The sequence below is a fragment of the Allobosea minatitlanensis genome (assembly GCF_964020775.1).
The window spans coordinates 4,372,050-4,391,374 of sequence record NZ_OZ224509.1 but is presented as its reverse complement, the minus strand read 5'-3'; the positions used below and the strand labels follow the sequence as shown (position 1 = coordinate 4,391,374).

20 protein-coding genes are annotated in these 19,325 nt (G+C 68.5%); 9 read left to right on the top strand and 11 right to left on the bottom strand.

The window, feature by feature from the left end; genetic code table 11:
• Positions 1–55: 55 nt before the first annotated feature.
• On the bottom strand, positions 56–1,234 hold the full coding sequence (locus ACWH43_RS21490) for a fumarylacetoacetate hydrolase family protein (RefSeq protein ID WP_158444138.1): 1,179 nt from the start codon (positions 1,232–1,234) through the stop codon (positions 56–58).
• 204 nt (positions 1,235–1,438) lie between these two features.
• Here ACWH43_RS21490 and ugpB point away from each other — a divergent pair, with 204 nt between their 5' ends.
• The 5 genes from ugpB (at position 1,439) to ACWH43_RS21465 (ending at position 6,593) form a co-directional block, all read left to right on the top strand.
• Complete coding sequence (gene ugpB, locus ACWH43_RS21485) at positions 1,439–2,758, top strand: sn-glycerol-3-phosphate ABC transporter substrate-binding protein UgpB (RefSeq protein ID WP_375797019.1); 1,320 nt, start codon at positions 1,439–1,441, stop codon at positions 2,756–2,758.
• A 170-nt stretch (positions 2,759–2,928) separates the two neighbouring features.
• Positions 2,929–3,810: a sn-glycerol-3-phosphate ABC transporter permease UgpA gene (ugpA, locus tag ACWH43_RS21480; protein ID WP_158444140.1), complete on the top strand. Its 882-nt coding sequence runs from the start codon at positions 2,929–2,931 to the stop codon at positions 3,808–3,810.
• Positions 3,810–4,556: a creatininase family protein gene (locus ACWH43_RS21475; RefSeq protein ID WP_158444141.1), complete on the top strand. Its 747-nt coding sequence runs from the start codon at positions 3,810–3,812 to the stop codon at positions 4,554–4,556. Before ugpA ends, ACWH43_RS21475 begins: the two co-directional genes overlap by 1 nt.
• Positions 4,556–5,404 (top strand): sn-glycerol-3-phosphate ABC transporter permease UgpE, encoded by an 849-nt coding sequence (ugpE, locus tag ACWH43_RS21470; RefSeq protein ID WP_158444142.1) that lies wholly within the window; start codon positions 4,556–4,558, stop codon positions 5,402–5,404. Before ACWH43_RS21475 ends, ugpE begins: the two co-directional genes overlap by 1 nt.
• Before the next feature lie 109 nt (positions 5,405–5,513).
• Entirely contained in the window at positions 5,514–6,593 is a 1,080-nt protein-coding gene (locus ACWH43_RS21465) for a sn-glycerol-3-phosphate import ATP-binding protein UgpC (protein WP_158444143.1), read from the top strand.
• Positions 6,594–6,671: 78 nt separating this feature from the next.
• On the opposite strand, the gene hemW is transcribed toward ACWH43_RS21465, so the two are convergent.
• From hemW to rph, 3 genes are all read right to left on the bottom strand, one after another.
• Positions 6,672–7,871 (bottom strand): radical SAM family heme chaperone HemW, encoded by a 1,200-nt coding sequence (hemW, locus tag ACWH43_RS21460; RefSeq protein WP_260349038.1) that lies wholly within the window; start codon positions 7,869–7,871, stop codon positions 6,672–6,674.
• The gene (gene rdgB / locus ACWH43_RS21455; protein ID WP_158444144.1) at positions 7,868–8,515 is read right to left on the bottom strand and encodes an RdgB/HAM1 family non-canonical purine NTP pyrophosphatase; all 648 of its coding nucleotides are present in this window, start codon (positions 8,513–8,515) and stop codon (positions 7,868–7,870) included. Before rdgB ends, hemW begins: the two co-directional genes overlap by 4 nt.
• Before the next feature lie 158 nt (positions 8,516–8,673).
• Positions 8,674–9,390, bottom strand: a complete 717-nt coding sequence (rph, locus tag ACWH43_RS21450) for a ribonuclease PH (protein ID WP_158444145.1) — start codon at positions 9,388–9,390, stop codon at positions 8,674–8,676.
• Between the two features lie 144 nt (positions 9,391–9,534).
• On the opposite strand from rph, the gene hrcA reads away from it, so the two are divergent.
• Both hrcA and ACWH43_RS21440 read left to right on the top strand, forming a co-directional pair.
• The gene (hrcA, locus tag ACWH43_RS21445) at positions 9,535–10,620 is read left to right on the top strand and encodes a heat-inducible transcriptional repressor HrcA (RefSeq protein WP_158444146.1); all 1,086 of its coding nucleotides are present in this window, start codon (positions 9,535–9,537) and stop codon (positions 10,618–10,620) included.
• A 194-nt stretch (positions 10,621–10,814) separates the two neighbouring features.
• Positions 10,815–11,066, top strand: a complete 252-nt coding sequence (locus tag ACWH43_RS21440; protein ID WP_158444147.1) for a DUF3297 family protein — start codon at positions 10,815–10,817, stop codon at positions 11,064–11,066.
• A gap of 88 nt (positions 11,067–11,154) precedes the next feature.
• On the opposite strand, the gene ACWH43_RS21435 is transcribed toward ACWH43_RS21440, so the two are convergent.
• The gene (locus ACWH43_RS21435; RefSeq protein WP_158444148.1) at positions 11,155–11,697 is read right to left on the bottom strand and encodes a GNAT family N-acetyltransferase; all 543 of its coding nucleotides are present in this window, start codon (positions 11,695–11,697) and stop codon (positions 11,155–11,157) included.
• Complete coding sequence (locus tag ACWH43_RS21430) at positions 11,694–12,293, bottom strand: helix-turn-helix domain-containing protein (protein ID WP_158444149.1); 600 nt, start codon at positions 12,291–12,293, stop codon at positions 11,694–11,696. Before ACWH43_RS21430 ends, ACWH43_RS21435 begins: the two co-directional genes overlap by 4 nt.
• A 244-nt stretch (positions 12,294–12,537) precedes the next feature.
• Here ACWH43_RS21430 and lepA point away from each other — a divergent pair, with 244 nt between their 5' ends.
• Positions 12,538–14,343 carry a translation elongation factor 4 gene (gene lepA / locus ACWH43_RS21425; RefSeq protein ID WP_158444150.1) on the top strand — a complete coding sequence of 602 codons (1,806 nt, stop codon included), beginning with the start codon at positions 12,538–12,540 and terminating at the stop codon, positions 14,341–14,343.
• A gap of 123 nt (positions 14,344–14,466) precedes the next feature.
• Here the strand turns inward: lepA and ACWH43_RS21420 are convergent, their stop codons facing one another.
• The gene (locus tag ACWH43_RS21420) at positions 14,467–14,802 is read right to left on the bottom strand and encodes a GIY-YIG nuclease family protein (protein WP_158444151.1); all 336 of its coding nucleotides are present in this window, start codon (positions 14,800–14,802) and stop codon (positions 14,467–14,469) included.
• Positions 14,803–14,970: 168 nt separating this feature from the next.
• Here ACWH43_RS21420 and ACWH43_RS21415 point away from each other — a divergent pair, with 168 nt between their 5' ends.
• Positions 14,971–15,741 carry an SDR family NAD(P)-dependent oxidoreductase gene (locus ACWH43_RS21415; RefSeq protein ID WP_158444152.1) on the top strand — a complete coding sequence of 257 codons (771 nt, stop codon included), beginning with the start codon at positions 14,971–14,973 and terminating at the stop codon, positions 15,739–15,741.
• Between the two features lie 6 nt (positions 15,742–15,747).
• Here the strand turns inward: ACWH43_RS21415 and ACWH43_RS21410 are convergent, their stop codons facing one another.
• The 4 genes from ACWH43_RS21410 to ACWH43_RS21395 all read right to left on the bottom strand — a co-directional run bounded on the left by ACWH43_RS21410 (position 15,748) and on the right by ACWH43_RS21395 (position 19,294).
• Positions 15,748–16,530, bottom strand: a complete 783-nt coding sequence (locus ACWH43_RS21410; RefSeq protein ID WP_158444153.1) for an ABC transporter ATP-binding protein — start codon at positions 16,528–16,530, stop codon at positions 15,748–15,750.
• Between the two features lie 74 nt (positions 16,531–16,604).
• Positions 16,605–17,597, bottom strand: a complete 993-nt coding sequence (locus ACWH43_RS21405; RefSeq protein WP_158444154.1) for an ABC transporter substrate-binding protein — start codon at positions 17,595–17,597, stop codon at positions 16,605–16,607.
• Between the two features lie 48 nt (positions 17,598–17,645).
• Complete coding sequence (locus ACWH43_RS21400) at positions 17,646–18,458, bottom strand: ABC transporter permease (RefSeq protein ID WP_158444155.1); 813 nt, start codon at positions 18,456–18,458, stop codon at positions 17,646–17,648.
• Positions 18,455–19,294 carry an IclR family transcriptional regulator gene (locus tag ACWH43_RS21395; protein WP_158444156.1) on the bottom strand — a complete coding sequence of 280 codons (840 nt, stop codon included), beginning with the start codon at positions 19,292–19,294 and terminating at the stop codon, positions 18,455–18,457. The genes ACWH43_RS21400 and ACWH43_RS21395 overlap by 4 nt, the downstream gene beginning before the upstream one ends.
• Positions 19,295–19,325: the final 31 nt, after the last annotated feature.

Here is a 19,325-nt window from a genome sequence, read left to right as displayed (position 1 = left end):
TGACAGGAAAACCTTACCAGCAGCCTGACGCGGTCGCAGAAACCGGCCGGTCCCCTCAGAGCAGCCCGCGCTTCGCCAGATGGCGCATCAGATGCGAGGCGCCATAGGTCCAGGGCTCGCATTCGTCGGTGCGCTTCATCCGGTTGACCAGGCTGCCGAGCTCGGGCGCGGCGATGGTGACGATGTCCCCGTATTTGTGGGTGAAGCCGCCGCCGGCCGAGTCGCGGTCCTCGATCGGCGCGAACATGGTGCCGAGATAGAGCGCCGCCCCGTCCGGGTACTGGTGGTGCGGGCCGATCATCTGCGCGGCGAGGTCGGCCGGGTCGCGGCTGATCCTGGCGATCGAGGAGGAACCTTCGAGCCGGAAGCCGTCCTCGCCCTCCACCGTCAGCGTCACCGTCGTCCGGCGGATATGGTCGAGCGTGAAGCCGTCGTCGAAGAAGCGGATGAAGGGGCCGACCGCGGCCGCGGCGTTGTTGTCCTTGGCCTTGCCGAGCAAGAGGGCCGAGCGGCCCTCGACGTCGCGCAGGTTGACGTCGTTGCCGAGCGTCGCGCCGACGATGCGCCCGTCCGAGGCGACGATCAGCACGATCTCGGGCTCCGGGTTGTTCCAGCTCGAGGCCGGGTGCAGCCCGGCATCGGCGCCGCTGCCCACCGTCGACATCGGCGGGGCCTTGGTGAAGATCTCGGCGTCGGGGCCGATGCCGACCTCGAGATACTGGCTCCAGGCGCCCTGCTTGATCAGCACCTCCTTGAGATGCATCGCCTCGGGCGATCCGGGCTTGAGCTTCGAGAGGTCGTCGCCGATCAGCTTGCCGATCTCCGCGCGGATCGTCGCGGCGGCGGCGGGGTTGCCGCGCGCCTTCTCCTCGATCACGCGCTCCAGCATCGAGACGGCGAAGGTGACGCCGGCCGCCTTCACCGCCTGCAGGTCGAGCGGCGAGAGCAGCCAGGGCCTGCTGCGGTCGCGCCTGTCGACCGGCGTGTTGGCCAGCACCTCGGCGAGGGGCGCGACGGCTTCGCCCTCGACGGCGCGCAGCGCCTTGGCCGGGTCGGTCGATTCGCACAGGTCGCGGCTCGTCGGGAAATGCGCCGTGACGTCGATCGCCTGCCCGTCGCGGATGGTGACCACCGCCGGCCCGCCCCGGTCGGGGCGCCAGACGCGGCCGGCCAGCACGGCGGCGCCGGCATCCTGCGGGAGGGCGTTGGCGACGGAGAGGGAGAAATCGGGCATGTCGTTCGTCCGCGAGAGAATTCGTCGAAGCCGGAGAACAGCCGCTTATGCGCAAATGCGCAAGCCGGTTCGCGACCATAGGCGGATTGCTTCGGGCGTCATCGATTTGTCATTGAACTGTCGCCCGCGCTTCATGCTAGCTTGCGCACCAACGACAAGAACCGCGGCGGGGAGCCGCCCGCGGAAGGGAGACACTCCATGACCATCAAATCGCGTATCCTGATGTCGGTCGCGGCCTTCGCGCTCGCCGGTGCTTCGCCGGCTTTCGCCCAGACCGAGATCCAGTGGTGGCATGCGATGACCGGCGCCAACAACGACGTCATCGTCAAGCTCGCCAACGACTTCAACGCCGCCCAGAAGGACTACAAGGTCGTCCCGGTCTACAAGGGTTCCTATCCCGACACGCTGAATGCCGGCATCGCCGCCTTCCGGGCCGGCCAGGCTCCGCACATCCTCCAGGTCTTCGAGGTCGGCACCGGCACGATGATGTCGGCCAAGGGCGCGATCAAGCCGGTCTATGAGCTGATGAAGGACGCCGGCGAGGCGTTCGATCCGAAGGCCTATCTGCCGGCGATCACCGGCTACTACTCGACGGCGAAGGGCGAGATGCTCTCCTTCCCCTTCAACTCGTCGTCGATGGTGATGTGGTACAACAAGGACGCCTTCAAGAAGGCCGGCCTCGACCCCGCCAAGCCGCCCAAGACCTGGCCTGAGGTGTTCGAGGACGCCAAGAAGCTGAAGGCCGCCGGCTACGACAAATGCGGCTTCTCGAACGCCTGGGCGACCTGGGCCAATATCGAGCAGTTCGGCGCCTGGCACAACGTTCCGCTCTCGACCAAGGTCAACGGCATGGCCGGCACCGACGCGGTGATGACCTTCAACCAGAGCCCGCTCTTCCTGAAGCACTGGACCAATCTGGTCGAGCTGCAGAAGGACAAGACCTACGACTATTCCGGCCGCACCAACAATGGCGAAGGCCGCTTCACCTCGGGCGAATGCCCGATCTTCCTGACCTCCTCCGGCTTCTTCGGCAATGTCCAGGCGAACGCCAAGTTCGACTGGGGCAACGCCCCGATGCCCTATTACCCGGAGGTGCAGGGCGCGCCGCAGAACTCGATCATCGGCGGCGCCTCGCTCTGGGTGATGGGCGGAAAGCCGGCTAACGAGTACAAGGGCGTGGCCAAGTTCTTCACCTTCCTCTCCGACGTCGACCGGCAGGTGAAGCTGCACACCGACTCCGGCTATCTGCCGATCACCAAGGCGGCCTACGAGAAGGTCAAGGCCTCCGGCTTCTACAAGGACAAGCCCTTCCTCGAGACCCCGCTGCTCGAATTGACCAACAAGGAGCCGACCGACAACTCCAAGGGCCTGCGCTACGGCAGCCTCGTCCAGATCCGCGACGTCTGGTCGGAGGAGCTGGAGGCGGCGCTGAACGGCCAGAAGAGCCCGAAGGCGGCCCTCGACGCGGCCGTCGAGCGCGGCAACCAGATGCTGCGCCAGTTCGAGCGGACCGCGTCGAAGTGAGCGTGGTTTCCGCCAGTGCTGCGTCATCCCGGGCGTAGCGAAGCGTAGATCCGGGATCCATGCCGGAACGGTTGCGGCATGGATCCCGGGTCTCCCGGAGCCTGCCCTTGGGCCGATCGAGGATCGGACCGAGCGGGCGCCCGGAATGACCTCGTCGGACAAGGCCGCGCATGCAGAAGAACGCCTATTTCAAGGGGCTGACGATTCCCTTCCTGCTGCTCCTGCCGCAGCTTGCGATCACCGTCGTGTTCTTCTACTGGCCGGCGACCCAGGCCGTCTGGCAGAGCTTCCTGCTCGAGGACGCCTTCGGCACCTCGACGCAGTTCGTCTGGTTCGAGAACTACCAGGCGCTCTTCGCCGATCCCGGCTACCTCAAGGCCTTCATCAACACCGCGGTGTTCTCGACCTTCGTCTGCGTGCTGTCGCTCTCGATCGCGCTGCTCTTCGCGGTGATGGCCGACCGCCAGATCCGCGGCGCCGAGATCTACAAGACCCTGCTGATCTGGCCCTATGCGGTGGCGCCCGCCATCGCCGGCGTGCTCTGGCTGTTCATGTTCGACCCCTCGCTGGGCATGCTCGGGCGCGGATTGCAGTCGCTCGGCGTGCCGTGGAACCCGCGCCTCGACGGCAACCACGCCATGCTGCTGGTCATCCTGGCCGCGACCTGGAAGCAGATCAGCTACAATTTCCTGTTCTTCCTCGCCGGCCTGCAGGCGATCCCGAAGAGCGTGATCGAGGCGGCGGTGATCGACGGCGCCCGGCCGATGCGACGCTTCTGGACCATCGTCTTCCCGCTGCTCTCGCCGACGACCTTCTTTCTGCTCGTCGTCAACATCGTCTATGTCTTCTTCGACACCTTCGGCATCATCGACGCGGTGACCGGCGGCGGCCCCTCGGGCGCGACCGAGACGCTGGTCTACAAGGTCTTCTCGGACGGCAAGGGCGGCTCGGACCTCGGCGGCTCGGCGGCGCAGTCGGTGGTGCTGCTGGTCATGGTGATCGCGCTGACCGCGATCCAGTTCCGCTTCATCGAGCGCAAGGTGAGCTATTGATGACCTCCGTGCTCTGGCAGGATCTCACCGCCGAGGAACTGCGCGCCCGGGCGGCCCGGGACGCCGTCGTGGTGCTGCCGGTCGCCTCGATCGAGCAGCACGGGCCGCATCTGCCGGTCGGGGTCGACACGGTGCTGTGCGGCGGCGTCTGCAAGGCGGCGGCCGAGCGCGCCGCCGATGTCGACGTCGTCGTCGCGCCGACCTTGTGGTGCGGCATGGCCGAGCATCACATGGCCTTCGGCGGCACCTTCACCTTCGACATCCCGACCTATCGCGCCGTGCTGCTCGCGCTGCTGAAGAGCATCGAGCGCCATGGCTTCCACCGGGTGCTGATCGTCAACGGCCATGGCGGCAACATCGCCGCGCTCACCGCCTTCCTGCCCGATTTCGCCCGCGAGACCCGGCTGCATGTCGAGGCCACCACCTATTTCCTGCTGGCCGAGGCGGCGCTCGGGCCGCTGCTGGAGGACCAGGCCGGCGTCCAGCATGCCTGCGAGGTCGAGACCTCGATGATGATGGCGCTGGCGCCGGGCGCGCTGCGCGAACCCCGTCTCGGCGAGGCCTTCGGCGCGCGCGGGGGCCTGCCCGGCCGGGCGAACGTCTCCCGCCACCGCTCCTTCCGCGAGATGACGGAGACCGGCGTGGTCGGCGATGCGCGCCGCGCCAGCGTCGAAAAGGGGCGCGCCTGCCTCGATGCCTGCGCCGCGGCGCTGGCCGGGCTGCTGCGCGAGATGGGGAGGGCCTGATGGTCGAGGACCGGCGCCTGGGCGATGCGATCGCCTATGTCATCCTGACGATCGGCGTGCTGATCGTCGCCTTCCCGGTCTGGCTGACCTTCGTCGCCTCGACCTGGGACGCCGCCACCGTGATCAACGGCCAGATGCCGCTCTGGCCCGGCCCGTATTTCCTCGAGAACTACAACCGCATCCTGTTCGTCGGCACCTCGAGCACCACGCGCGAGCCGGTGATCAACATGATGCTGAACTCCTTCATCATGGCGATGGCGATCGCGCTGGGGAAGATCTTCATCTCGGTGCTTTCGGCCTATGCCGTGGTCTATTACCGCTTCCCCTTCCGGATGACGGCGTTCTGGATCATCTTCGTGACGCTGATGCTGCCGGTCGAGGTCCGCATCTTCCCGACCTTCAAGATCGTCTCGGATCTGCGGATGCTCGACACCTATCAGGGCCTCGCCGTCCCGCTGATCGCCTCGGCGACGGGCACGCTGCTGTTCCGGCAGTTCTTCATGACGATCCCCGACGAACTGCTCGAAGCGTCCAAGATCGACGGCGCCGGCCCGTTCAAGTTCTTCAAGGACACGCTGATCCCGCTCTCGATCACCACGATCGCGGCGCTGTTCGTCATCCAGTTCATCTATGGCTGGAACCAGTATCTCTGGCCGCTCCTGGTGACGACGAAGGACTCGATGCAGACCATCGTCATCGCCATCAAGAAGATGATCGTCACCGCCGACGCCCTGACCGAATGGCAGCTCGCCATGGCCACCGCCATGCTGGCGATGCTGCCGCCGGTCCTCGTCGTCATCGCCATGCAGAGGCTCTTCGTGAAGGGCCTGGTGGAGACGGAAAAATAGGGCGGTCGGCAATGCGCAGTCGGCAGGCGTAGCATGCGCCTCGACTGCCGACCGCCGACCGCCCGCTGCCGACCAAGCATCACCGATTGCCGACTGCCCAAGGACAACCATGGCCCAGGTCACTCTCAGCAACGTCAAGAAGGTCTATGCCGGCGGCGTCGAGGCCGTGAAGGGCGTCTCCTTCGACATTCCCGATGGCGGCTTCTGCGTGCTCGTCGGCCCTTCCGGCTGCGGCAAGTCCACGCTGCTGCGCATGGTCGCCGGGCTGGAGACGATCACCTCCGGCGAGGTCGCGATCGGGAGCCGCGTCGTCAACCAGGTCGAGCCGGCCGACCGCGACATCGCCATGGTGTTCCAGAACTATGCGCTCTACCCGCATATGAACATCTACGACAACATGGCCTATGGCCTGCGCAACCGCGGCACGCCGAAGGACGAGATCGACCGGCGCGTGAAGGAGGCGGCCCGCATCCTGGCCATCGAGCCCTATCTGGAGCGCCGGCCGCGCCAGCTCTCCGGCGGCCAGCGCCAGCGCGTCGCCATGGGCCGCGCCATCGTGCGCAACCCGCAGGTCTTCCTCTTCGACGAGCCGCTGTCCAACCTCGACGCCAAGCTGCGCGTCCAGATGCGCGTCGAGATCAAGAAATTGCAGCGTTCGCTCGGCGTCACCGCGATCTACGTCACCCACGACCAGGTCGAGGCGATGACGCTCTCCGACAAGCTCGTGGTGATGAATGCCGGGCAGGTCGAGCAGATCGGCCTGCCGGCCGAGGTCTACCGCAAGCCGGCGAGCAAATTCGTCGCGACCTTCATCGGCTCGCCGCCGATGAACATCCTGCCCGGCGTGGTCGACGGCCATGGCATCGTCGCGCTCGGCGACACGGTGCTGCAGGCGCATGACCTGCGCGACGACCTGCCGGCGCAGACGCCGGTGGAGGTCGGCCTGCGGCCGGAGGATGTCGAGATCGTCTCCGACGACGACGCCGGCTCGCTGCCCTTCGATGTCGAGTTCGTCGAGGAATTGGGCGCGACGCAGCTCTTCCACGGCAAGCTCGCCGGCCAGCCTTTCGTCATGCAGGCTGCGACCGGCGACGTCGCCGCGCAGGAGGGCCGGCTCTGGATCACGGTCGATCCCGACAAGGTCCATGTCTTCGACCCGAAGACGGGGGCGAGGCTGGGCAAGGACTGAGGCCCGGACCCTTTTCCACCGTCGGTCCGGGCTCATCGCTGCGCGATGCCCTGGAATGAGGGTGGAGCAGACGGCGCCTCAGGCCGCGAGATCCGCCACCAGCGCGTCGAGCAGCAGCGCGCCCTCCGGCGTCGCCGCGAGCCGGCCGCCCTGCCGGCGCATCAGCAGCTTCTCCTCGATCAGGCCGGCGACGCGCCTGGCGTCGAGCGCGCGGCCGGACAGCGCCTTGAACACGACCGGGTCGATGCCCTCGACCAGGCGAAGCCCCATCAGCAGGTATTCGTCGCCCTGCGCCTCCTCGCTCAGCCGGTCGTCCTCGACGAGGGCATGGCCTTCAGCCTCGACCCGGTCCAGCCAGATCTCCGGCCGCTTCTCGGTCGAATGCGCCATGCGGCCTTGCGCCGTCACCAGCCGGCCATGGGCGCCGGGGCCGATCCCGGCATATTCGCCATAATGCCAGTAGACGAGGTTGTGCCGGCACTCCGCGCCAGGCCGGGCATGGTTCGAGATCTCGTAGACCGGCAGGCCATGCTTCGCCGTGATCTCCTGCGTCGTCTCGTAGAGCGCCGCGCCGGTGTCGTGGTCGGGAATGGCGAGCTTGCCGGCGCGGAACAGCCGGTCGAAGGCGGTGCCGGGCTCGATGGTGAGCTGGTAGAGCGAGAGATGCTCGGCGGCATGACTGATCGCCAGCTCCAGCTCGGCGCGCCACAGCGCCGGCGTCTGCGCCGGCGAGCGGGCATAGATCAGGTCGAAGGAATAGCGCTCGAAATAGCGGCGCGCGATCGCGACCGCGGCCAGCGCCTCCTGCGCCGAATGCATCCGGCCGAGCGCCTTGAGATCGGCGTCGTTGAGCGCCTGCACGCCGAGCGAGACGCGGTTGACCCCGGCCGCCCGGAAATCGCTGAAGCGCCCGGCCTCGACGCTGGTCGGATTGGCCTCCAGGGAGATTTCGCAGTTCGGATCGACCGCCCAATGCGCGCCGATGGCGTCGAGGATCGCGCCGACGGTGCGGCCTTCCATCAGCGAGGGCGTGCCGCCGCCGAAGAAGATCGAGGAGACGGTGCGTCCCGGCACCAGCGCGGCGCGATGCGCGATCTCGCGGCGGAAGGCGGCGATGTAGCGCTGCTGGTCGGGCGGCTGCAGCCGCACATGCGAGTTGAAGTCGCAATAGGGGCATTTGGCCAGGCAGAACGGCCAGTGTACATAGACGGCGAAGCCCGCATCCGCGGTCGGATGCGGGGTAAAAGGCCGCTCCGACAGGGCGGCCGCGAGGCTCACGCGGGTTTCCTCAGGCAAGCGGCCGCCAGCGCATGAAAGGCGCGTGCCCGATGCGACAGGCCCGGCGAGCCGTCCGCCGGAATGCCGTGCTTCTCTTCCGAACTCATCTCGCCGAAGGTCTTGTCGTGGCCGTCGGGCAGGAAGATCGGATCGTAGCCGAAGCCGCTGGTGCCGCGCGCCTGCTCGGTCACCGTGCCGAAGACGCGGCCCTCGAACAGTTCCTGATGGCCGTCCGGCCAGGCGATCACCAGCGCCGAGACGAAATGCGCCTTGCGCTGCGCCGGCGACAGCGCGCCGCGCTTGGCGAGCTCGATCTGGACGCGCGCGATCGCCGCGGCGTAATCCTTAGCCTGCCCGGCCCAGTTGGCCGAGAACAGGCCGGGCGCGCCGTCGAGCGCGTCGATGCAGATGCCGGAATCGTCGGAAAGCGCCGGCAGTCCGCTTGCCCGCGTCGCGGCGACCGCCTTGATCGCCGCGTTCTCGGAGAACATGAAGCCGTCCTCGACCGGCTCGGGCAGGCCGAGCTCCCCGGCCGAGACCAGCTCGATGCCGTAAGGCGCCAGCAGGTCGCGCATCTCGCGCAATTTGCCTGGGTTGTGGGTCGCGATCACGACCTTGCCGGCGAGGAGGCGGTGATTGGTCATTTCAATTCCAGCCCTCTCGAATGTCCACGGTCATCCCGGGCGACCGAAGGGAGACCCGGGATCCATGCCGGAACGGTTCGGGCATGGATCCCGGCTCTGCGCGGCTGACGCCGCTCCGGCCGGGATGACCCGTCGAGATGAACCGCTCCAGCATCGAATCAGGCCACCGCCGCCTTCTGCAAGGCGACGAGCTTGCCGACCCCGCCCTTGGCGAGCTTGAGCAGGCTGAGCAGCTCCTCCTCCGAGAAGGGCGCGCCCTCGGCCGTGCCCTGCACCTCGACGAGGCCGCCCGCGCCGGTGATGACGAAATTCGCGTCGGTCTGCGCGCCGGAATCCTCGACATAGTCGAGATCGATCACCGGCTGGCCGGCGACGATGCCGCAGGAGACGGCCGCGACATGGTCCTTCAACGGGTTGGTGCCCTTGAGCAGGTTGCGGCCTTCCATCCATTTCAGCGCGTCGTGCAGCGCCACCCAGGCGCCGGTGATCGAGGCCGTGCGGGTGCCGCCATCGGCCTGGAGCACGTCGCAGTCGACGACGATCTGACGCTCGCCGAGCGCGGTCAGGTCGACCACGGCGCGCAAGGAGCGGCCGACCAGGCGCTGGATCTCCTGGGTGCGGCCGGAGGGCTTGCCCGAGGTGACCTCGCGGCGCGTGCGCTCATGGGTCGCGCGCGGCAGCATGGAATATTCGGCCGTGACCCAGCCCTTGCCGGTGCCGCGCAGCCAGGGCGGCCCCTTCTCCTCGACGGTCGCCGCGCAGAGCACCTTGGTCTCGCCGAAGGTCACCAGGCAGGAGCCTTCGGCATAACGCACGACGCCGCGTTCGAGCGTGACCTTGCGCATCTCGTCGGCGGCGCGTTTGGAGGGTCGCATGAAACTGTCCTGTCTGGCGGGGAGAGGCGGCTTTTAGGCCCTCGCAGGCCGCACGGCAAGGCGCCGCGCGCGCGGGCCTCTTGATCCATGCCCGCGGCATGACGACAATAAGGGATCAGTGCGCGGTTTTCGCAGCCGAGGTTCATGAGCGCCCACACCTCCCGCCCCGAGACGACGAGCGGCCTGGTCGAGACCGACCAGCGCTCGCGCGAGATCTTCCGCCAGATCGTCGACGGCTACCTCGCGACCGGCGAGCCGGTCGGCTCGCGCAACATCGCCCGCCTGCTGCCGATGGCGCTCTCGCCGGCGACGGTGCGCAACGTCATGACCGATCTGGAGCTGGCGGGGCTGATCTACGCGCCGCACACCTCCGCGGGGCGCCTGCCCACGGAGCGGGGCCTGCGCTTCTTCGTCGATGCGATGATGGAGGTCGGCAACCTCACCTCCGAGGAGCGCGCCCGCATCGAGGCGCAGATCCGCGCCGGCGCCGGCCACCGCAACCTCGACCAGACGCTGACCGAGGCCTCGGCGCTGCTCTCCGGCCTGTCGCGCGGCGCCGGCGTCGTCGTCACCACCAAGGCCGACCCGCGGCTGAAGCACATCGAATTCGTCCGGCTCGACCCCGTCCGCGCCCTCGTCGTGCTGGTGGCGGAGGACGGCACGGTGGAGAACCGCCTGCTGGCGCTGCCGCCGGGCCTGCCGGCCTCGGCCCTGACCGAAGCCGCCAACTTCCTCAACGCCCGCATCCTCGGCAAGACGCTCGGCGAATTGCGCGGCGAGATCGCGGCGCAGCGGGCGCGGATGGAGAGCGAGCTCGACGCCCTGACCGCCCGGCTGGTCGAAAGCGGCATCGCCACCGCCTCCGGCCCGAGCGGCGACCGCCACCTGATCGTGCGCGGCCAGGCCAATCTGCTCGACGATCTTCGGGCGCAGGAGGATCTGGAGCGCATCCGCATGCTCTTCGGCGATCTCGAGACGCAGACCGACGTGATCGACCTCCTGTCCCGAGCCGAGGAGGGCGACGGCGTGCGCATCTTCATCGGCTCGGAGAACAAGCTGTTCTCGATGTCGGGGTCCTCGATGGTGGCGGCGCCGTTCCGCGACGCCGAGCAGCGCATCGTCGGCGTCGTCGGCATCATCGGCCCGACCCGGCTGAACTATGCCCGCATCGTCCCGATGGTCGACTACACCGCCAAGGTCGTCGGCCGCCTGCTGGATGGCGCTCGGTGAGGCGCTGCCTGCGGCTCTTGCCCTTGGAGCCGACCGCGACGGCGTGACGCCGCTTGCCCATGCCCGCGCGAGGGGGCAGGCCGCCGTGGCGAGGCTGATCGAGCAGGCGGGCGGGCGCGTGAAGCCCTGAGTTGGCTTTGAGCCCGGAAGCGGCTATCGAGCGCATAAAGCAACCGTTTCCGCAGGTTCCCGCCATGTCCGCGCAGCTTCCCGACCGCCTGTCCGTCAATCCGGACAGCCCGTTTTACGACGCCGACGTGCTCGCCCGCGACATCGGCATCCGCTTCAAGGGCGTCGAGAAGACCAATGTCGAGGAATACTGCGTCTCGGAAGGCTGGGTGAAGGTCGCGGCCGGCAACGCCAAGGACCGCTTCGGCCGCCCCATGACGATCACGCTCAAGGGCCCGGTCGAGCCCTATGTGCGCGGCGAAGCCGGGGAAGGTTGAGGCGCGGCTGTCATTCCGGGTTCTTCGCTGCGCGAAGCCCCGGAACGACAATGCGCGCTAAGCTACCGCAATCAAACGTCGACACGCCTCAGGCGAGGCTCTTGTAGAAGAAGGTCGAGCCGCAATCGGTGCCGTCCGGCATCAGCGCGAAGCGCGGGATGGTGCCGAGCTCCGTCCAGCCCAGCCGGTTGTAGAGCCGCCGGGCCGCGCCGTTCTCGTCGGTGTCGAGCACCAGGAGGTCGCGCCCCTTTTCGCGCGCGACCGTCTCGGCCCGGCGCATCAGCGCCTCGCCGACGCCCTGCCGGCGCGCGCGCGAATGCACCAGCACCTTGGCGATCTCGGCCCGGTGCGGCTGGTTCGGCTTGGCCGCCAGGTGAAGCTGCGCCGTGCCGACGATCCCCTCCGCGTTCCGCGCGGCGAACAGGACGATCTGCCCGCTCGCGACGCCGGCCGCGACATCGCGCCAGAAGCGCTCGTAATCCGCCGCCCCGTTCCAGCTCATGAAGCCCACGGAGGCGCCGTTGGCGACGCAGTCGCGCAGGATCTCCGCCAGGGCCGGTATCGCGGCTGCGGCGGCGGGGGCATCGAGAGTGCCGATGGCGATGGCGGTGCTCGCGGCGGGGGCGTTCATGCGGCATGTCCCGGAAAGGCGCCGCTGCCCGCGGCGAGGATGACGGCGTAGCGGACGGGCGCGCTGCCCGGATTGCGGTAGATGATCGGCCCGCGCAGGTGCATCTGCAGGCAGTCGCCCGCAGCGAGGTCGTGCCGGGCGCCTTCCACGGTGAGGTCGAGCCGGCCGTCGAGCACCCATATCTGCTGGTCGAGTGCCGGCGCGCCGGACGCGCTGGTGAGATGCACCTCGGCGCCGGCCGGCAGCGCGACCTCGACGATCTCGAAGCCCGAGCCGGTGCCGCGCGGCGAGACGTTGCGACGCAGATAGCCGCTCGCCGGATCGCGCCAGACCGGCTGGGCATCGCGCCGCGCCAGCGGCCCGGCTCCCGGGCCGTCTTCCAGCAGCGCCGAGAGCGAGAGGCCGAGCCCGGAGCCGAGCCGGACCAGCAGGGGCGCGGTCGGACTCGATTCGCCGCGCTCGATCCGCGAGATCATGGCGCGACTGACGCCGCTGCGTTCGGCGAGGGCTTCGAGCGTCAGGCCGTGGCGCCGGCGGGCCGCCTTCAGCCGCTGGCCGAGCAGCCGGTCGATCTCGGTGTCGTGGTCGATCTCCATGGATGGAGAATAATTCCTGTATATTGGAATTTTCAAGATGCTTTCGGAAATCGGGAGAACCTCGCCTCATCCCGGACAAGCGGCGAAGCCGCGCCCAGCCGGAGCCCGCCGCCGGCCCGCCGAAGGCCGGACCCGCTGGGCTGCCGCGAGGACCGTGCGGTTCTTGGGCCCGCAAAGGGCTTTGATGCGGCTCGAACCGCGCCAGCCGCTTGGCGCCACGCGGCTTCGCTGCTATGGCGCGCGCATGAGCACCCGCACCATCGACAATATCCGCAACTTCTCGATCGTGGCCCATATCGACCACGGCAAGTCGACGCTGGCCGACCGTCTGATCCAGCAGACCGGCACCGTCGCGGCCCGCGACATGAGCGACCAGATCCTCGACTCGATGGATATCGAGAAGGAGCGCGGCATCACCATCAAGGCCCAGACGGTGCGGCTGGATTACAAGGCCAAGGACGGCAAGGACTACGTCCTCAACCTGATGGACACGCCCGGCCATGTCGACTTCGCCTATGAGGTCTCGCGCTCGCTGGCGGCCTGCGAGGGCTCGCTCCTCGTCGTCGACGCCTCGCAGGGCGTCGAGGCGCAGACGCTGGCGAACGTCTACCAGGCGCTCGACGCCAATCACGAGATCGTCACCGTCCTCAACAAGATCGACCTGCCGGCGGCCGAGCCGGAGCGGATCAAGGAGCAGATCGAGGATGTGATCGGCCTCGACGCCTCCGACGCGGTGCCGATCTCGGCCAAGACCGGCCTCAATATCGAGGGCGTGCTGGAGGCGATCGTCGAGAAGCTTCCGCCGCCGAAGGGCGATCCCGAGGCGCCGCTGAAGGCGATGCTGGTCGATAGCTGGTACGACACCTATCTCGGCGTCGTCGTCCTGGTGCGCGTCATCGACGGCTATCTGCGCAAGGGCATGACCATCCGCATGATGCGGGCCAAGGCCTCCTACGGCGTCGACCGCGTCGGCGTGTTCAAGCCGAAGATGCTGGAGGTCAAGGAGCTCGGCCCCGGCGAGGTCGGCTTCTTCACCGCCTCGATCAAGGAGGTGGCGGACACCGCCGTCGGCGACACCATCACCGACGAGAAGAAGCCGGTCGCCGAGCCGCTGCCGGGCTTCAAGCCGGTGGTGCCGGTGGTGTTCTGCGGCATCTTCCCGGTCGACGCCGCCGATTTCGAGGATCTGCGCGGCGCCATGGCCAAGCTGCGGCTCAACGACGCCAGCTTCTCCTACGAGATGGAGACATCCGCCGCGCTCGGCTTCGGCTTCCGCTGCGGCTTCCTCGGCCTGCTGCATCTGGAGATCATCCAGGAGCGGCTGGAGCGCGAGTTCAACCTCAACCTGATCTCGACGGCGCCCTCGGTCGTCTACCGCATGCGCCTGCGCGACGGCACGGTGCAGGAGCTGCACAACCCGGCCGACATGCCGGATGTGATGAAGATCGAGGCGATCGAGGAGCCCTGGATCCGCGCCACCATCTTCACGCCCGACGACTATCTCGGCTCGGTGCTGAAGCTCTGCCAGGACCGCCGCGGCCTGCAGATCGACCTCGGCTATGTCGGCTCGCGCGCCAAGGTGGTCTACGACCTGCCGCTCAACGAGGTGGTCTTCGACTTCTACGACCGGCTGAAGTCGATCTCGAAGGGCTACGCCTCCTTCGACTACCAGATCACCGATTATCGCGAGGGCGACTTGGTGCGGATGTCGATCCTGGTCAATGCCGAGCCGGTCGACGCGCTCTCCATGCTGGTCCACCGGACGCGGGCCGAGACGCGCGGCCGCGCCATGTGCGAGAAGCTCAAGGAGCTGATCCCGCCGCACATGTTCCAGATCCCGGTGCAGGCCGCGATCGGCGGCAAGATCGTCGCCCGCGAGACCATCCGGGCACTGCGCAAGGACGTCACCGCCAAATGCTATGGCGGTGACGCCACCCGCAAGCGCAAGCTTCTGGAGAAGCAGAAGGAAGGCAAGAAGAAGATGCGGCAGTTCGGCAAGGTCGAAATCCCGCAGGAAGCCTTCATCGCCGCCCTCAAGATGGACGATTGACGGCAGCGGCCGGCCGCTTCCGGTCCCGGACCTCCCCGAGCCTGTCCCGGGGCCGATCGAAGATCGGAATCGGCGGGCCGCCGGGGAGGGCCCGTCGGCTTCGCATGGCGCGAGGCGTGGGCTTCAGATCGCCTCGACGCCGAGCTTTGCGCGCCAGTGATCGAGCCGCTGCTTGAGGATGCGGTCGCGCAGATAGGCGAGGCTTTCCTCCTCCAGCCGTTCCATCTCCTCCAGCCTGAACGCTTCCGGCCCATGCGCGTCCCAGGCGGCCTGCAATCCGCGATGACTGTGGCTGCGGTGGCGCAGGGTGAAGCGCAGGCGGTTCTCGATGCTGGCGAGATCCGTCGCCCGGCCGACCCAGCGCTGGCCGCTCGGCACGCAATGCAGCAGGTAGATGCCGGCTGCGGTCTTGCGCTCCCTGTAGGCGGCGAGCGCCGCCTTCCTGTCTTCCTGTCGCATCGCTTCCAACGGCTATGGCTGTGTCGGTCAGGCTTATTATAACCCGGGTAAAAAGAGCGCAAGGGATTTTACCCGGGTCATTTTCTGCGGACAGCGCCGCTGCCGCCCCGCGCTTCGGCCTGAGGCGCGGCTCTTGATCCCTTCGTCCGGCTGGCCGAATGTTCCGGGATGAGCGAGCGCGATCCGATCCTTCTCTTCGGCGACCTGTCCGGCAAGACCGCGCTGGTCACCGGCGCTTCCGGCGGCCTCGGCCTGCATTTCGCGCGGCTGCTCGCCCGCTACGGCGTCGCGGTGACGCTGGCGGCGCGGCGCAAGGCCGCCCTCGACGGCGCCTGCGCCGAGATCGCCGATGCCGGTGGCGAGGCGCAGGGCGTGGCGCTCGACGTGACCGATGCGCGCTCGGTCCGCGAGGCGCTGGAGGGGCGCTCCTTCGACATCCTCGTCAACAATGCCGGGGTCAGCGGCGCGGCCCGCGCGGCCGACCTCTCCGGGAACGAATGGGACCAGGTGCTCGACACCAATCTCAAGGGCGTCTTCCTGGTGGCGCAGGCGGCGGCGCGGCGCATGCGCGCTTCCGGCCGGGGCGGCGCGATCGTCAACATCGCCTCGATCCTGGGGCATCGCGTCGCCGGCGGCGTCAGCGCCTATGCCGCCTCGAAGGCGGGCGTGATCCAGTTGACCAAGGCGCTGGCGCTGGAATGGGCGCGCGACGGCATCCGGGTCAACGCGCTCTGTCCCGGTTATATCGAGACCGATATCAACCGCGATTTCTTCGCGTCGGAGCCCGGCCAGCAACTGATCCGCCGCATTCCGCAGCGCCGGCTCGGCCGGCCCGAGGAGCTCGACGGGGCCTTGCTCCTGCTCGCCTCGCAGGCCGGCAGCTACATCACCGGCTCGACCATCGAGGTCGATGGCGGCCACCTCGTCTCGTCGCTCTGAGGCGTCTCAGTACCTGATCACGCCGAAGCGCCGGAAGGCGTCGTGGATGCGGTCGGCATAATGGTTGAAGCTCGGATAGTCGCCGAGATGGGCCGGGCGCGGGCGCGGCAGTTCGATCGCGATCTCGTCGACGATCCGGCCCGGCGTCGGCGACATCACCAGCACGCGGTCGGAGAGGCCGATCGCCTCCTCGATCGAATGGGTGATGAACACCACCGTCTTGGCCTGCTCCATCCAGAGCAGCTCGAGATCGTGGCGGATCTGGGTGCGGGTGATGGCGTCGAGCGCGCCGAAGGGCTCGTCCATCATCAGCACGGCCGGATTGTGGATCAGCGCCCGCGCGATCGAGACGCGCTGGCGCATGCCGCCGGAGAGCTGCTTGGGATAGCGGTCGGCCGCATGCGCGATGCCGAGCTTGTCGAAGAGCTCCAGCGCCCGCTCGCGCGCCGGCTCCAGCGGCAGGCCGCGGATCTCCGCCTGCAGCAGCACGTTCTCCATCGCCGTGCGGAATTCCAGCAGCAGGTGGTCCTGGAAGACGATGCCGATATCGGTGAGCGGCGCGGTCAGGGCCTTGCCGTCGACCAGCAGCTCCCCCCGGCTGACCGGGATCAGCCCCGCCGCCATCAGCATGAAGGTGCTCTTGCCGCAGCCGGAGGGGCCGATCAGGCTGACGAACTCGCCGCTGCGGATGTTCAGATTCAGCCCGTCGACGGCGGTGAAGCCGCCGAAGGTCTTGATGATGCCGCGCCCCTCGATCGAGGCGGCGGCGCGGGCGGCTGTGGCTGTCATGTTGGCGTCTCGATCAATCCAAGTTGATCCCGGATCTGCGCTTCGCTCCGTCCGGGATGACAGCGGCCGGGTTGTCAGGGGCAGGCCGGGGCCGAGGCCGGCAGCAGCTCGGTCGTGTAGTAGTCGCCGATCGGCTTGTCCTTGGGCAGGCCGAGATACTGGGTCAGCAGCTCGAAGCTCTTGCTCCAGTTCGCCTCCGGCACGCTGCCGAGCGCGGTCGCGCCGGGCGCGCAGAGCAGCTTGTCGACCACGTCGAACTGGGCGAGCACCTGCGCCTTCTTCACCGAGGGGAACTGCGTGACGACGGCGTCGGCGGCGGCGTCCGGGTTCTTGCGGGCGGCGTCCCAGCCGAGCAGGCTCGCCTCGACGAACTTCTTGTAGAGCGCGGCATCGGCCTTGATCCTGTCGTCGCGGGCGATGATCGAGAGGCCGACGGTGGGCACGCCGACATCGCGGTAGAAGATGTCGCGCACCTTGAAGCCGCGCTCGCGGATCTGCACCGAGTGGAAATCGGCGCCGCCCAGGATGGCGTCGACCTTCTTCTCCAGCAGCGCCCCGACGAAGGCGCCGGGGTCGATATTGATGATGTCGAGCTTGCTCTTGTCGATCTGGTTGCTGGCGAGGATGGCGTCGAGCAGCGTGGTCTGCGCCGTGCCGGGCTGGACCGCGACCTTCTTGCCGACGAGGTCCTTCGGCGCGGCGATGCCGCTGTCCTCCAGCGCGATGATGGCGAAGCCGTTGGTCTGCAGCATCGGCGCGATGATCTTCACCGGCGCGCCCTTGGTGCGCAGTTGCATCGCGGCGGGCGCGTCGGCGAAGCCGAGATCGCTCTGGCCGGTCGCGACCATCTGCGCCGTGGTGCCGGAGCCCTTGCCCTCCTCGATGGTCAGGTCGATGCCGGCCTTCTGGTAGAGCCCCATCTGCTTGGCCATCATGAAGCCGGCATTGGGCGCGGCGGCGAGGAAGTTGAGCGTGATCTTCATCGGCTTGCCGGCGCCTTGCGCCAGCGCGCCCGAGGCGCTGAGCGCCAGGGCCGCGACGGCGCCGATCAGCATGCGTCTGTTCATGATTATCCTCCCTTGAGCCGGTTCGTCCGGCTTATTGCGGTGTGGTGGTCAGCCCTTGCGCTGCCAGGGCATCAGCAGGACCTCGAGGCCGTCGACGATGTAGCTGAACAGGATGCCGACGACGCTGAGCGCCACGAGGCAGGCGAAGATCAGCGGCATGTCGAGGAAGCTCGTGCCGCGCAGCAGCAGATAGCCCAGCCCGGCATTGGCGCCGACGAACTCGCCGACAATCGCGCCGGTCGCGGCGAAGACGGCCGAGACCTTGAGGCCGGAGAAGATATAGGTCAGCGCCGCCGGCACACGCACATAGCGGAAGGTCTGCCAGGCCGAGGCGCCCATCGAGCGGGTCAGGTAGAGCACGCGCTCGTCCAGCGCGCGGAAGCCGGTCATGCTCGCCACCAGCGTCGGGAAGAAGCAGAGCAGGAAGGTCAGCAGCACCTTCGGGAACAGGCCGAAGCCGAACCAGACGACGAAGAGCGGCGCGATCGCGATCTTCGGCACGAGCTGGAAGAAGACGATGACCGGGTAGATCGCCTTTTCCAGCAGGCGCACCGAGACGATGACGTAGCCGAGCGGGATCGAGACCGCTGCCGCCATCAGGAAGCCGAGCACGACCTCGTTCGCCGTCACCAGCGTATGCTGGAAGATCTCGGCCCGGTCGGTCCAGAGCCGCTCGAAGAAGGCGCTCGGAACGGGCAGGATGTATTCCGGGATGCGCGCGAGCGGCACCAGCCACTCCCAGGCGGCGAGCAGCACGGCGAAGCTCGCCAGCGGCCAGGCGAGGGCCGAACCCCAGTCGCGCAGCCGGCTCCGTCCGGTCGCGGCCGCCGGGAGAGCCGGGGTGGCGGCTGCGTCGCTCATGCCGATGCTCCTGTCTGCTGGGTCTCGCCGGCGGGCGCGGCCTTGGCCGGCTGGATCTGGCGCCGCCGCAGCGGCCAGATCCCGGTCATGTCCTCGGCCGCGCGCAGGAGCGCTTCGGCTATGGCCGGGCGCCGCTCCTCGGGCATGCGCGGCAGCGGGCCGGCGACGCTGAGCGTGCCGGCGGCCGGCGCGGCCGGGTCCCGGCCGGCGCGGAAAACCCTCGCCATCGCGACGATGCCGATCTCGCCCTCCTCGACCGCCACGGCGAAGCCGCGCCGGCGCGTCTCGTCGAGATGGGCGCGCAGCGCATCGACGTCCCTGAGCGCGTTCGGCCCGGTGCGCCCGGCCCCGTCGAAGCCATGGGCGAAGACGATGCGCAGCGCCTCCGCCTCCGGCAGCGAGGCGAGCCAGGCCTTTCCGGTCGCGGTCGCGTGCAGCACCGGCCCCGCGCCCATCGGCGGCTCGTAGCGCAGCCCCGCCGTCGCGCCCTGCGCCCGGGCGATCCAGATCAGCTCGCCGCCCTCGACCACGGCGAGCCGGCAATATTCCCGCGTCGCCGAAGCCAGCCGGTCGAGCACGATCTGCCCGGCATCGGGCAGGCCGCGGCTGTCGAGGTCGCGGAAGGCGAGCTGCGCCAGCTTCAGCGTCAGCCCATAGGCGCCGGAATGCGGGTCCTGCCGGACGAAGCCGCGCTCGGCGAGCGTGCCCAGCAGCCGGTGCGTGGCGCTGAAGGGCAGGCCGAGCCGGTCGGCGAGCAGGCTGAGATCGACGCCGTCCGGCTCGCCGGCCAGCGCCTCCATCAGCTTCAGAGCCCGGTCAACCGCCGCGATCGTCACCCGCTGTCCGCCCTCGGATTATTTTGGAAAT